Origin of the sequence: Blastococcus saxobsidens DD2, from assembly GCF_000284015.1 — a bacterium.
GTDB classification, from domain to species: domain Bacteria; phylum Actinomycetota; class Actinomycetes; order Mycobacteriales; family Geodermatophilaceae; genus Blastococcus; species Blastococcus saxobsidens_A.
This window is the reverse complement of the sequence record NC_016943.1, coordinates 1839766-1852233: the sequence shown is the minus strand read 5'-3', so window position 1 is coordinate 1852233 and position 12468 is coordinate 1839766. Positions and strand designations below refer to the sequence as shown.

Here is a 12468-nt window from a genome sequence, read left to right as displayed (position 1 = left end):
GGAGACGGACTTCCACGGCAAGGTTTGTCCCACCGATCTCACGCCTACGGCTCTGGTAGCACCGTCCGGAACTTCGACCCGTACAACCGAGGAGAACCGATGAGCGAGTCGCCACAGTCGCCGTCCGTACAGCAGGGCCAGTCCCCGCAGCAGGAGAGCGGGCAGCAGGGTCAGGTCCCGCAGCCGCCGTTGGTGCGACAGCCGGTGACCGACGACAGCATCCGGGTCCGTCAGGTCAGCCACTACCAGTTTTCCTGGGTCGCGCAGGAGCCGGGCGAGGAGGGCGTGTTCACATTGCAGCTGGTGCTCGACCCGGGAGCCTGGGAGGAGGTCCTCACCGTGGACGCCGATGACGCTGATGTTCTGCAGGACCTGCTGTCGTCGAGAAAACATGTGCAGTACGACATCGGCCGGCGGACCCTGATGTTCGGCACTTCTGCGGTTGGAGAAGGCTGAGCGCCACCGCAGGATCATGAAGGCGCCGCAAGGCCGGCTCCCTGGGCGGGAACCATGGAGAACGGGGTCGCGAACCTCGGCCGGGGCAGTCGCCGGCAACGACGGCGGTCGGCTGTACTCGCTGGGCGTCCATCCGGCGTGGCCGACGGTGTGGCAGTCATCAACCTCCCCGAACCGGAATTGATGAGACCGCGGATGGCCATGACGCGCTCGCGCGGCTGTTGAAGGCTGCAAAGGTCGGACTGGCCGGTGGGAGAGCACCCCGCGTGGGCAGCGGCAGGTCGGCATTGTCCTGCAGGCGTCAGCCACGAGCCACATCACCGGCGCCCGGGTCACACCATGAAAATTGGCTCTCCGAATCAGCGACCCGGGTGTTGCGACGACCGCTGGTCGGCGCGGGTCACCAATCGCCACGCCTTCACCCGCCTTGCGTCGACCGTGACGCCTCGTAGCAGCTGATGGTCCGCCCCTGGTGGGACAACGAACGGAGACAAAGTGGTCTGGCTTTGGGTGCCCGGGTTGATCGTCGCTGCATTCGCCACGCGATGGGGCGCCGAGCAGCTTGCTGCGCCACTCAAGGCAGTGCGCCGCCGGTATGGCTTCACCGGCGCGGCCGGTGGGCCGCTCGTCGCCCTGGGCAGCGCCAGCCCCGATGTCGGGATCAACACCGTGAGCGCCGTGACCGGGACCGCCTCGATCGGCTTGGGCAGCATGCTCGGTTCGACGGTCGTCTCTATTCCGATCACCGTGGCAGTCGCCTTCGCTGCCAGCCGAAAGAACCGCCGCGACCAGGACAGAGATGCTCAGTCGGGCGGCCTGACGGTGGAGAAGGACTCGGTGCTCGTCGACGCCCTGCCCTACCTGGCCACCGTGGCCGTATTTGCGCTGCTGGTCCTGCCCGCTCCGTGGCGGGGCCTGCAGCTCATCGATGGCGTCATCGCGGTTCTGGTGTACGTCGCCTTCCTCACCCAGGCCCTGCTACGCGGGCGTGGCGGTCAGCGTGGCGAGGTCTCCTGGTCGACGAAGCAAACGCTGCGCGCGGTCGCCGGCGTTGCCGTCCTCGCGGTGGGCTCCTACATCCTGGTGACCGGAACGCGGCAGATCGGGTCCACCCTCGGGCTGCAGCCCCTGGTCAGCGGTCTCTTCATCACGGCATTCATGACCGCGCTGCCGCAGGTGTTCACCACCTGGTCGGTGGTCCGCAGCGGTCAGGTGACCAGTGGAGTCACCAGCGTGTTCGCGGACCACGCCATGACCTTCACGCTCGCTGTGCTCCCGCTCGCGATCGTCGGCGTGTCCGTGGACAACTATCCGATCGTCCTCGTCGTCATGGGCTTCGTCGCACTCATGCCCATCCTGTTCGCCGTCCTCAGCCGGCGCCACAAGCTGGGTGATCAGTACTCCCTGCTCTTTCGGGACGTACTCGTCTTCGGGGCGGCCGTTGTGGTCTACATCGCAGTGGTCGGGTTCATGCTCGTGGTCTCGTAGCCGGCTGTCCGTTGAGCCCCTGGAGGACGGTGAAGGAGCTTCTCCAGGTCCTCGGCGTGCTGGCCATGCCTTGGACTTCTCGGTATGGGCTGCGCCGCCGGCCCCGGGTCCGTCGTTTTTCGGGCGCGGCTTATTCGCCGCTCGACGTCGAGCCGCGGGGGCTGTTGGGTGGGGCGGACGCCGGCCCTGACTCGACGGCCGATCCCTCAGTCCCGTGTCCAGCGGCAGCGCGAGACTCGCCCTCGTCGCTGCGCCAGGTGGTGATCGCGAACAGCAGGCCGCCGGTGACGATCGCCGTGTCGGCGAGGTTGAACGTCGGCCACCAACCGGTGTGCAGGTAATCGGTGACCACACCGTCCGCGGCGCGGTCGGCCAGGTTGGCCACCGCACCGCCGAGGATGAGGGCCAGCGCAGCCAGCTGGCCGCGGCTCCCCCGGGAAGCCGTGCGCCACGCGAACACGGCCACGCCGGCGGTGATCGCGGCGGTGACGGCGATGACCAGCCAGGCCGGGGCCTCCGCGCCGACGGAGAACGCAACACCCGGGTTGTAGCCCAGCCGCAGATCCACCGGCCCGAGCTCCACCCCGGTCCCCGACAGATGATTCTGCGCCCAGGCCTTCGCGGTGAGGTCCACCGCCGCAACTGCTGCCGCGGTCGCCGCCGCCCACAGTCGCCGACGGACCGGCCGGACCCGCCCTGGACCGGAGCCCCCGGCCCCGGTCACCGGACGGCGCCGGTCAACTCGCCGGGCGCCGACGCCGGGGCAATGGACACCGGCGCCAGCGGCTTCGTCCGGCCGGCGCGCACGCCGTTGGCGATGACGAAGACCTCGGCGACCTCGTGCACGAGCACGACGGCGGCCAGGCCGAGGACGCCGAACAGCGCCAGCGGCATCAGACCGATCACGATCGCCAGGGACAGGGCGACGTTCTGCAGCATGATCCGGCGCGCGCGGCGGGCGTGGCTGAAGGCCTCCGGCAGGTGCCGCAGGTCCTCGCCCATGAGCGCCACGTCGGCGGTCTCGATCGCGACGTCGCTGCCCATCGCGCCCATGGCGATGCCCAGGTCGGCGGTGGCGAGCGCCGGGGCGTCGTTGACGCCGTCACCGACCATCGCGGTGCGCCGCTGTCCACGCAGGTCGGCGACCAGCCGGGCCTTGTCCTCCGGGCGCAGCTCCGCGTGCACCTGCTCGATGCCCACCTCCCGGGCCAGGGCCGTGGCGGTGGCGGTGTTGTCGCCGGTCAGCATGGCCACGGTGTAGCCGTCGCGGCGCAGCCGGGCGACGACCTCCGCCGCCTCCGGGCGCAGCTCGTCGCGCACGGCGACCGCCCCGATGAGCTGCCCGTCGAGCTCGATCAGCACCGCGGTGGCGCCGGCATGCTGCATCCGCTGCACGTCGCCGGCGAGTACGCCGGCCTCGATCCAGCCGGGACGGCCCAGCCGTGCCGGGCGGCCGGCCACCCGTCCGACCAGCCCGGCTCCGACGACGGCCTCGACGTCGTCGGCCAGTTCGGCGCCGGGAACGGAGGCCAGGATCGCCCGGGCAAGGGGATGCTCGCTGCGGGCCTCCAGCGCCGCGGCGACGTCCAGCACCTGCTCGCGGGGTACGCCCGGGACGGTGGCGACCTCCACCACCGCGGGCCGGTTGCGGGTCAGCGTGCCGGTCTTGTCCAGCGCGACCCCGCGGATCGCGCCGAGGGCCTCCAGGGCGGCGCCGCCCTTGACCAGCACGCCGAGGCGGCTGGCTGCGCCCACCGCGGCGACGACGGTGACCGGCACGGAGATGGCCAGAGCGCAGGGAGAGGCTGCGACGAGCACGACGAGGGCGCGCTCGATCCAGACGAGGGGGTCGCCGAGCAGGCTGCCGATGCCGGCGATGACGACCGCGGCGATCATCACGCCGGGCACCAGCGGCTTGGCGATCCGGTCGGCGAGGCGCTGGGCCTCGCCCTTGCGGGACTGCTCGGCCTCCACGATCCGCACGATCCGGGCCAGGGAGTTGTCGGCGGCGGTGGTGGTGACCCGCACCTCGAGCACACCGGTGCCGTTGATGGACCCGGCGAAGACCTCGTCGCCCGGCCCGGCCTCCACCGGCACCGATTCGCCGGTGATCGCCGAGACGTCGAGGGCGGTGCGCCCGCTGCCGATGACGCCGTCGGTGGCGATCCGCTCGCCGGGCTTGACCACCATGACGTCGTCGACCCGCAGCTCGGCGGGAGCCACTACCTGCTCGACCCCACCGCGCAGAACGGTCGCCTGCTCGGGCACCAGGGACAGCAGCGCGCGGAGCCCGCGGCGGGTCTTGGCCAGCGAGTACTCCTCCAGGCCCTCGCTGATCGAGTACAGGAAGGCCAGCGTCGCGGCCTCGCCGACCTCGCCGAGTAGCACTGCCCCGACGGCGGCGATCGTCATCAGCGTGCCGACGCCGATCTTGCCCTTCGCCAGCCGGCGCAGCGTGGACGGGACGAAGGTCCAGGCGCCGACCGCCAGGGCGGCCACCTCGAGGCCGAGCTGCAGTCCGGGACGGTCGGCGCCTCCGGCGACCAGGCTGGCGACGAGCAGCACCCCGGCGACCGCCGCGGCTTGCAGTTCCCGGACCTGCCAGAGCCGTTCGGCTTCGTGCTCCTCGGCCTCCTTGCCGGCCGAGGTCGTCTCGTCGTCGCTGCAGCCGCAGGCGTCGCTCATCGGGTGCTCTCCTCGTCGTGGGTGGTCTCGGCCGGGGTGGTGGGTCGGAGCTGCGGTCGAGGGGCGCCGAAGCCGGGACAGACGGCGACCGCATTGCCGGTGGCGGCGAGCAGCGTTTCCGCCGTGGCGAGCAGGTCCATCAACTGAGGGTGGGTCAGGGAGTACACCAGGCGCGGCCTCGGGATCGGAAGTCGACCAGGACGCAGTCCCGCAGGCGAGCCAGGTGTGCCGACACCGTGAACTGCGCCATGCCGAGCTCCGCTACAAGGTCGACGACTCGGGCCTCGCCCTCGGCGAGGCGACGCAGCAACGCGAGGCGGGCGGAGTCACCGAGACCGTGGAACAGCGTCCCCGCCGACGCCAGAGCTGCTCGCGGGACGGCTTCCGTCGGCGCCTCAGCAATCGTCACCGGACGATGATAGCGCGCCGGGACAGTGCGACAAACTGACGCGCGGCGCCGCTCAACAGAGGGCGCCCGATGATCCGCGCCCGCCTCACGACCGGCCGGCTCGACTGCAGAGCCCTTAGCGTCACCTTGACCCGATCCCTCGCCAAGTGCGGTTCATGACGATGACGCCCAGCACCTCAGCCGCCGTCCCTTCGAACGCCCCGGTATTGCCGGCTGCAGGCGTGGGATGACCCGCACGTAGACGACCATGGCGACCAACTCGACGAGAGTCTGGCTCACCACGATGACCGCACCGATTGCGTACGGCTCAGGCAGAGCGAGCGCGAGGGGTAGCACCACGAGGGAGTTGCGGGTGGCGCCGCTGAAGCTCAGTGCCCGGCCTGCGGAAACGTCGAGACGGAACACCTGCGTGGCCACCCGTCCAACCACGGCCATGATGACCGGAAACGCTGCATAGATCGGGATGACCCGGGCGACGGTTCCGAGGCTGTCGCTGACCTGGGGAATCTGGGAGGCCACCACGGTGAACAGCGTGGCGGCCATCAGCGGGACCATCAGTGCGGTCATCACCCGCGTGATCATCACACCAGCGCGGTGTCGTCTGGCGAGCAGCTCGGTGCACAGGGCCAGAGTCAGCGGTATCGCGATCAGGACGACGAACGCCTCGACGAACGGAGCGGGATCGACGATGGCGGCGAGGTCCGAGCCCAGGAACAAGAGCAGATAGAGCGGTAGCAGGACCATCTGGGCGAGCATGAGCAGCGGCGCGGCAGCGAGCAGACGCTGCGCCGACCCTCCGGCCAGGCCCGCGAAAACGATCACGTAGTCGACGCACGGCGCGAGCAGCACCAGCAGCACGCCCAGCAGAACCGCGCGGTCATCCGGCAGCGCGAGGGTCAGGCCCCACACGACGAGGGGAACCACCAGGAAGTTCACTACCAGGACGGCCGACAAGAAGCGGCCGTCCCGAAAGCTGCGGTTCAGCGACGTGAACGGAACCTGCAGAAACGTGGCGTAGAGCAGAGTCGCGAGCACGGGCTCGATCCCATGCTCCAGCGCCGGCCCCGTGGTGGGGGCCGCCACGCCGAACAGCACGGCACCGGCCAGGGTCAGAAGGTAGATGGCCACCTGGTGGCGTTCGCCGAATTTCACGGCGCGGCCGATCCCGGACGTGGGCTCAGCGCCGGGATCATCAGGCGCGGTAGGCCAGCCCGCTCGCTCCGCTGGCAGGCTCACGACGTCGCCGCCGTCGAGGATGTGCTTCTCCAGCCGGCCGCGGGCAATCGAGCAGCGATGACGAGGGCGATCGGACGGGCTAGGAGCATGGATGTCCGTCCTGCACAGGGGGTTCGCCGGTCAGGGCCTGGTCAAGTCCCCGACCTCCCAGTCGAATGATCGGTGATAGATCGTTCACGGACCGAGCCTGCCCCTGTCCAACGGGCCCCCTTCCGTGGTTCAGCGGTCGCTCGGCCCGACCCTCAGGGTGCGGGTAGCGGCGCTGCTCCGCGGGCACTCAGCATCTTCGTCATCGTGGCGGTCTCGGCCGTCTGCGTCTCGGCGATCGTGCCCGCGAGACTGCGTACCGCCTGCTCCTCGGCACGATCCGCAGCCGCCTCCGCCATCTCCAGGCCACCCTGGTGGTGACGAATCAGCAGCTGCAGGAAGCGCCTGTCGAATGCCGTGCCCGACGAGTCGCGCAGCTCGGCCAACTCCTCTTCGGTGGCCATGCCCGGCATCAGGCCGTCGGCCCCCATGGCCGCGTCGTGGCCGGCGTGCTCGTCGGTCGCCATCCAGGCCATCGTCTCACCACCAGTGGGTGGGATCCCCCAGAGTGACAACCAGCCCTGCATGCGACCGGCCTGATTGGTCTGCGTGGCCGAGATGTCGAACGCCATCTGGCCGATCTCTGGATCATCGGTGCGTTCGAACGCCAGGTTGGCTATCTCCACTGCCTGCAGATGATGGCGGGACATGTCTCGCGAGAAGCCGGCGTCCACGGAATCCGCGCCGGGCGCCTCGTCCCGACCCAGACCGAGCGTCACGGCCGCTCCGCCGCCGAGCAACAGCAGCCCGACTGCGATGACCACGCCCAAAAGGGCCCGCAGCCGGCGATACCCCGACCGAGCGGTCGTCTCTCCCGTCACCATCCCTCCCCACCGGTCTGATCTCCGATTCGCTCGCCCGGCACGGAACTCATCCGGAACTGGATGACCTGTCGATCGCTCCCGCTGACGCGCCGGCGAATCCATCCGGCGGTGCGTGCGCGGGACGCCGACCTCATCACGGTGCCGACGTCCCGGAGTCGGGGTCGAGGGCGGCGCCGTCCTCCACGAACGGGTCGGCCAGGAACTGCGGGCTCTGACAGGTGGCCCCCGGCTCGGGGAAGAGTTCGGCGTTGAAGGTCATGAAATCGGCGTACTGCTTGATGCGTGGATCGGTGGCAGAGTCGACCTTCAGCTGGTGGTTCCAGGACTGGACACTGATCGGCGAATCCAGGCCAACGTAGGGCGACAGCATCCGGCCGGACTCGTCAGCGACCTCGGCGAGCAGGGCGATGTCGTCCTCGGAGACTGCCTCCGGGTCGTAGGTGATCCATACGGCACCGTGCTCGAGGCTGTGCACGGCGTTCTCGTGCCGGATGTCGACGTCGTACACGGTCCCGGTGCAGTCGGCCCACACCCCGTCGTGCGGCCCGGCCACCGGAGGCGTCTGGTCGTAGTCGACCTCGCTGCTCACGTGCTCCTGGCCGGCGGCGTAGTCGAACACCTCGATGCCGTCGATCTCCTCGACGGAATCGGCACGCATGGCCTCGGCGTTGTCGACCTGTACCACGGCATAGCTGATGACGGCCGCGGCAAAGACCACCACGGCGATCGCCGCAGCGATCAGTCCCCACGGTCGCTGCGCAGTGACAACGTTCGCCTGCGGACGGCCGCGTCCTCCGGAACGGCCCCCGGATCGGCTTGATCCACTACCCCGACGGTCCTGGCGAGGTTCCTGGTCCTTGCCCACGGCTCTCCTTCTACGTGTATCCGAGGCCGCGCGGAGGCGCCGGTTGCCAACTCAGCCAACAGCGCGCTGCCAGTTCGCGACGTGGTCGCTGCCTTCCACCGGAGGCACTCCCGCCCAGGGAGGCCCTGGAGACAGCCGCCCGAGAGGCCGGCCGACAACGTGGTGGGTCGCCCGGCGAAGCCCTGCGTGCGACCGATCTACGATAGCGCATAGTTGGCATCGTTCTGACATGGCCGGATGACGCGGTCTCGGCGGGTTGTCCGTCGTTGTCGCAGCGCCCCGGTCCCCACCCCGTTCAGTCGCCGGGCATCGGGCCGGTCGGTTGGGTGTTCGCTGGTGGGTGCACGTGCATCAGGACCTGTTGAGTCGGTTCCATTCGGCGTTGAACACGCCCCCCGTGAGGACGACGATGCTTGCCAGCCAGCCGAAGAGCATCGTGGCCAGTGCCGTGCCGATGAACCGGCCCACGACGGCCACGGCATCGGACCCGCCGCTGATGTCCGGACCCTGCGGACCCGCAACGTCCACGTACAGCCGGAAGGCCGCAGCGAGGGTGACCAGCGTGACGGTTGCCAACAGAGCGCCTGGCAGCGCGTCGCGCCACGAGTCGTCCGCCGTCTGGCCGACCCGGTACAGCCAGGCCAGGAAGATGACGCCCACGAACAGGACCAGTGGCCAGCGACCGAGATTCCAGGCCTGCTCGAACTGCTCCCCGGTACCGAGGACGTCGGCCAGCCACCGCCCGCCGCCGAGAAGCGGACCCACCACGATCAGGCTCAGCAGCAGCGCGACGACGACGACGGCTGCCAACGTGAACACGAGGGACAGCCCCCACAGCACGGGGAGTCTGCGGCGCTCGTCGACCTGGTAGGCATCCCCGAGAGCACGCATGGCTGCCCGGAACACCCGACTGCCCAGCCAGAGCGCCCCGGCGACGCTGCCGATCGCCACCCCGACCCGCTCTTGGCGCAGCAACTGCTCGACCAACGGAACGGCGACCTCCGCAGCGAGTTCCGGGCTGAGCACCGCCTCGACAGCGGAGATCAGGGCGGTCTCCATGCTGCGGACCGAGGAGGGTCCCAGCACGTCGCCCAGGAGGCCCAGCGCGGCTCCTAGCGCGGTCACCAGAGGTACAAGGGACAGGATGAGGTAATAGGTCATCTCCGCGGCGAGGCCGGTGACGCGCACCTCCACGAAGCGACGGGCGACGCGCACGCTCAGCAGCCCCAGCGGACGTCCACGGAACCGGAGACGGTGCTGCGCGACGCGCTTCTCGAACCTCTCGAGAAAGCCCTGCTTGGACGCTGGAGGGCCGGCCCCGGGCCCCGGTGTGACGACAGGCTCGGCGGAACGTCGGAGAATCGTAATCGCCGCTCTTCTACGGTCGTTCCGTGGCATCAGAGCTACCGGGCCCTCCCCGGTGAGGGCTGCATCCCGAACACCGTTGCGGTAGAGATCGGGAGCACGTCAGGTCACCGTTGTTTCGCTTCCGGCGGAGCGAGCGCAGCACCGGTGGACGGAGCCGTCGTCGTCCCGCGCTCTTCGTGGACGGTGGCGACGACCCGCGGTGGGGTGAACCGGTTGAGCCGAGCGGCGTTGACCACGACGCTGATGCTCGACAGGGCCATGGCAGCGGCAGCGATCATCGGCGAGAGCAGTGCACCGGTGACCGGGTAGAGCAGGCCGGCGGCGATGGGGATTGCGGCGGTGTTGTACCCGAACGCCAGGAACAGGTTCTGCCGGATGTTGCGCATGGTCCCCTTGGACAGCGCGATCGCAGTGACCAGACCTCTCAGCTCGCCGGACATGAGCGTGACGTCGGCGGCCTCGATGGCGACGTCGGTACCGGTGCCGATAGCGATACCGACGTCGGACTGAGCCAGTGCCGGGCTGTCGTTGATGCCGTCGCCGACCATCGCCACGAGCTTGCCCTCGTCCTGGAGGCTGCGGACCTCGGCGGCCTTCTGCTCCGGCAGCACCTCGGCGAGGACGCGGTCGATGCCGACCTGGCGGGCGACCGCGTGTGCCGTCCGCTCGTTGTCGCCGGTGATCATCGCGACCTCGAGTCCCAGGTCGTGCAGGGCCCGGATGGCCGCGACCGAGTCGGGCTTGATCGTGTCGGCGACGGCGATGAGACCGGCGGGGCGTCCCGCCACGGCGACGAACATCGGGGTCTTCCCGTCATCAGCCAGCCGATGGGCGTGGTCTTCGAGCTCGCCGGTCCCCATGCCGGCGTCCCGCAGCAGGCGTGCGTTGCCGATCAGCACCTCCTGTCCGCCCACCGTCGCCCGAACACCCTTGCCGGTGACGGAGTCGAAGGCGGTCGGTCGCACGAGGTCGAGTCCGCGCTCACGTGCCCCCGCCACGATCGCACTGGCCAGCGGGTGCTCGCTGTCCGCCTCGGCGGAAGCCACCAGACCGAGCAGCTCTCCCTCGTCCTGCCCGGCGACAGCGATCACGTCGGTCAGCGCCGGTGCGCCCCGGGTGATCGTGCCGGTCTTGTCGAGCACCACCGTGTCGAGCTTGTGGGCGGTCTCCAACGCCTCGGCGCTCTTGATCAGAACCCCCGCGTGGGCGCCCTTGCCGGTAGCGACCATGATCGACAGGGGGGTGGCCAGCCCCAGAGCACACGGGCAGGCGATGATCAGCACGCTGACCGTAGCGATCACTGCGAGGGTCAGGGCCGGGCCGAACACGAACCACAACACGAACGTGGCGATGGCGATGAAGACCACCGCCGGCACGAAGTAGCTCGCGACGGCATCGACGAGCCGCTGGATCGGTGCCTTGGAGGACTGCGCCTCCTGGACCAGCTTGATGATCTGGGCAAGGGCGGTCTCCGAGCCCACCCTGGTCGCCCGCATCGTGAAGGCGCCGGTCTGGTTCACCGTGGCACCGATGACCTCGTCGCCGGCCGCCTTGCTGACCGGGACGCTCTCACCGGTGACCATCGACTCGTCGATCGTGGAGCCGCCGTCGACGATCTCGCCATCCACCGGGATCTTCTCGCCAGGTCGAACGCGCACGTCGTCGCCGACCTCGACCTCGTCGACGCCGACCTCGACCTCCTGGCCGTCACGGAGCACGCGCGCCGTGGCCGGGGTGAGCTCGACCAGGGCACGAATGGCGTCACCGGTGCCGGCTCGGGCGCGGGCCTCGACCAGCCGGCCGAGGAGGATCAGCGTGATGATGACCGAGACGACCTCGTAGTAGACCTCGCGCACGTCCTCGGGCAGAACCCCTGGCACGACAGTGACCACGAGGCTGTAGCCGAACGCGGCGATCGTCCCCAGCGTGATGAGGCTGTTCATCTCGGCACTGCGGTTGAGCAGTGCCCGCCATCCGGTGGTGTGGATCGGCCAGCCGACCCAGAAGAACACCGGCAGGGTCAGCAGCAGCTGGATGTACGGATTCTCGAGGAGATCGGGCACGTACTGGCCGCCGATGAAGTGCCCGACCATCGTCGCGTACACCACCGGCAGGCTCAGAACTGCACCGACGGCGACGCGCCGGGTCAGGTCGCGGACCTCCTCTCGGCGCGCCTCCGCCTCGGCGTCCTCGGTCGAGGCGGCTCCGGGTTCGGCCCGGAGCCGGGCCGGGAAGCCGGTGGCGGCCGCGACCGCCTCCGTCAGCCCCTCCACGTCGACCAGCGTCGGGTAGTACATGATCACCGCGCGTTCCGCGCCGAAGTTCACCTGGGCGGAGTCGACACCCCCGACAGCTCGCAGCTGGGCTTCCGCGCGTGCCACGTCGGTGGGCAGGCTGCGGAGCGCGCCGGGCAGCAGGAATTCGGCCCGTTCACACGTCGCGACGTCGTCCACCCGGGGCCCGACGCCGACGGCGCGAGCGGTTTCCCGGTTCTCCTGCGTGACGCCCCGGGCGGCCTCGACAACCTCGTCGCCGCCTTGGTCTGGCGACGCCAAGGGCGTCTCGGCCCGCTCGGCCTTGGCGCGGAGCCCGTCACCGTCGCCGCCTTCCTCGGCGATGAGGGTGCCGTGCAGCATGTTCATCCCGCACGCCCAGCCGTATTCACCGGGTTGGTCGATGGCGAGATCCAGCGTCGTCGTGCCGAAGGCGGCCAGCGAGGCGCTCTTGCGCAGGTCGGGGAACACCACCCGGGCTGTGCAATCGCTGTTCTCCTGGCGATGGAACCGCAGCTGCACCGGGGTGCCGGCCTGGACCCGGATGAGGCTCGGTGAGTATCCGCCCTTGACCGTGATGTCGACGACCTGACGCCCGCCTTGGACCTGGGCGTGCGTGGCCTTGCGTGGGGCGAAGAAGTACCAGGCCAGAACGCCCATCAGGGCGACGCCCCCGGCGACGACGAGCAGCTCAGTGGTGGTCACGCTCTCCTCCTTGCCGAGCCCGCGAGACAGGTGCGGCGTCCTGCTCGCCCGTGCTCACTGCCGCGAACTCCC

At 69.9% G+C, this 12468-nt stretch carries 11 protein-coding genes; 2 read left to right on the top strand and 9 right to left on the bottom strand.

The features are described 5' to 3' along the window. Positions 1 to 99 precede the first annotated feature (99 nt). Positions 100 to 456 (top strand): hypothetical protein, encoded by a 357-nt coding sequence (locus BLASA_RS08670; protein ID WP_014375728.1) that lies wholly within the window; start codon positions 100 to 102, stop codon positions 454 to 456. Positions 457 to 951: 495 nt separating this feature from the next. Then, positions 952 to 1944 (top strand): sodium:calcium antiporter, encoded by a 993-nt coding sequence (locus BLASA_RS08665; RefSeq protein WP_014375727.1) that lies wholly within the window; start codon positions 952 to 954, stop codon positions 1942 to 1944. Positions 1945 to 2074: 130 nt separating this feature from the next. Here BLASA_RS08665 and BLASA_RS08660 read toward each other — a convergent pair whose 3' ends face one another. From BLASA_RS08660 to BLASA_RS08625, 9 genes are all read right to left on the bottom strand, one after another. Next, positions 2075 to 2578: a signal peptidase II gene (locus BLASA_RS08660; RefSeq protein WP_014375726.1), complete on the bottom strand. Its 504-nt coding sequence runs from the start codon at positions 2576 to 2578 to the stop codon at positions 2075 to 2077. An 86-nt stretch (positions 2579 to 2664) separates the two neighbouring features. Further along, entirely contained in the window at positions 2665 to 4629 is a 1965-nt protein-coding gene (locus tag BLASA_RS08655) for a heavy metal translocating P-type ATPase (protein ID WP_014375725.1), read from the bottom strand. Beyond that, on the bottom strand, positions 4626 to 4769 hold the full coding sequence (locus BLASA_RS25890) for a hypothetical protein (protein ID WP_231839587.1): 144 nt from the start codon (positions 4767 to 4769) through the stop codon (positions 4626 to 4628). Before BLASA_RS25890 ends, BLASA_RS08655 begins: the two co-directional genes overlap by 4 nt. A gap of 14 nt (positions 4770 to 4783) precedes the next feature. Next, positions 4784 to 5038: a metalloregulator ArsR/SmtB family transcription factor gene (locus tag BLASA_RS25885; RefSeq protein WP_014375723.1), complete on the bottom strand. Its 255-nt coding sequence runs from the start codon at positions 5036 to 5038 to the stop codon at positions 4784 to 4786. A gap of 153 nt (positions 5039 to 5191) precedes the next feature. Next, positions 5192 to 6190 carry an arsenic resistance protein gene (locus tag BLASA_RS08645; protein WP_014375722.1) on the bottom strand — a complete coding sequence of 333 codons (999 nt, stop codon included), beginning with the start codon at positions 6188 to 6190 and terminating at the stop codon, positions 5192 to 5194. Positions 6191 to 6516: 326 nt separating this feature from the next. Continuing rightward, entirely contained in the window at positions 6517 to 7125 is a 609-nt protein-coding gene (locus BLASA_RS08640) for a DUF305 domain-containing protein (protein WP_231839586.1), read from the bottom strand. Positions 7126 to 7318: 193 nt separating this feature from the next. Continuing rightward, positions 7319 to 7906: a DUF3105 domain-containing protein gene (locus BLASA_RS08635; protein WP_231839585.1), complete on the bottom strand. Its 588-nt coding sequence runs from the start codon at positions 7904 to 7906 to the stop codon at positions 7319 to 7321. Positions 7907 to 8401: 495 nt separating this feature from the next. Continuing rightward, entirely contained in the window at positions 8402 to 9265 is an 864-nt protein-coding gene (locus tag BLASA_RS08630; RefSeq protein WP_014375719.1) for a YihY/virulence factor BrkB family protein, read from the bottom strand. Between the two features lie 257 nt (positions 9266 to 9522). Then, positions 9523 to 12396 (bottom strand): heavy metal translocating P-type ATPase, encoded by a 2874-nt coding sequence (locus BLASA_RS08625; RefSeq protein WP_014375718.1) that lies wholly within the window; start codon positions 12394 to 12396, stop codon positions 9523 to 9525. Positions 12397 to 12468 lie beyond the last annotated feature (72 nt).

Coding starts and splice junctions, on each gene's coding strand:
- BLASA_RS25890 (WP_231839587.1), bottom strand. CDS start 4,769: ATGGACCTGCTCGCCACGGCGGAAACGCTGCTCGCCGCCACCGGCAAT.
- BLASA_RS08655 (WP_014375725.1), bottom strand. CDS start 4,629: ATGAGCGACGCCTGCGGCTGCAGCGACGACGAGACGACCTCGGCCGGC.
- BLASA_RS08670 (WP_014375728.1), top strand. CDS start 100: ATGAGCGAGTCGCCACAGTCGCCGTCCGTACAGCAGGGCCAGTCCCCG.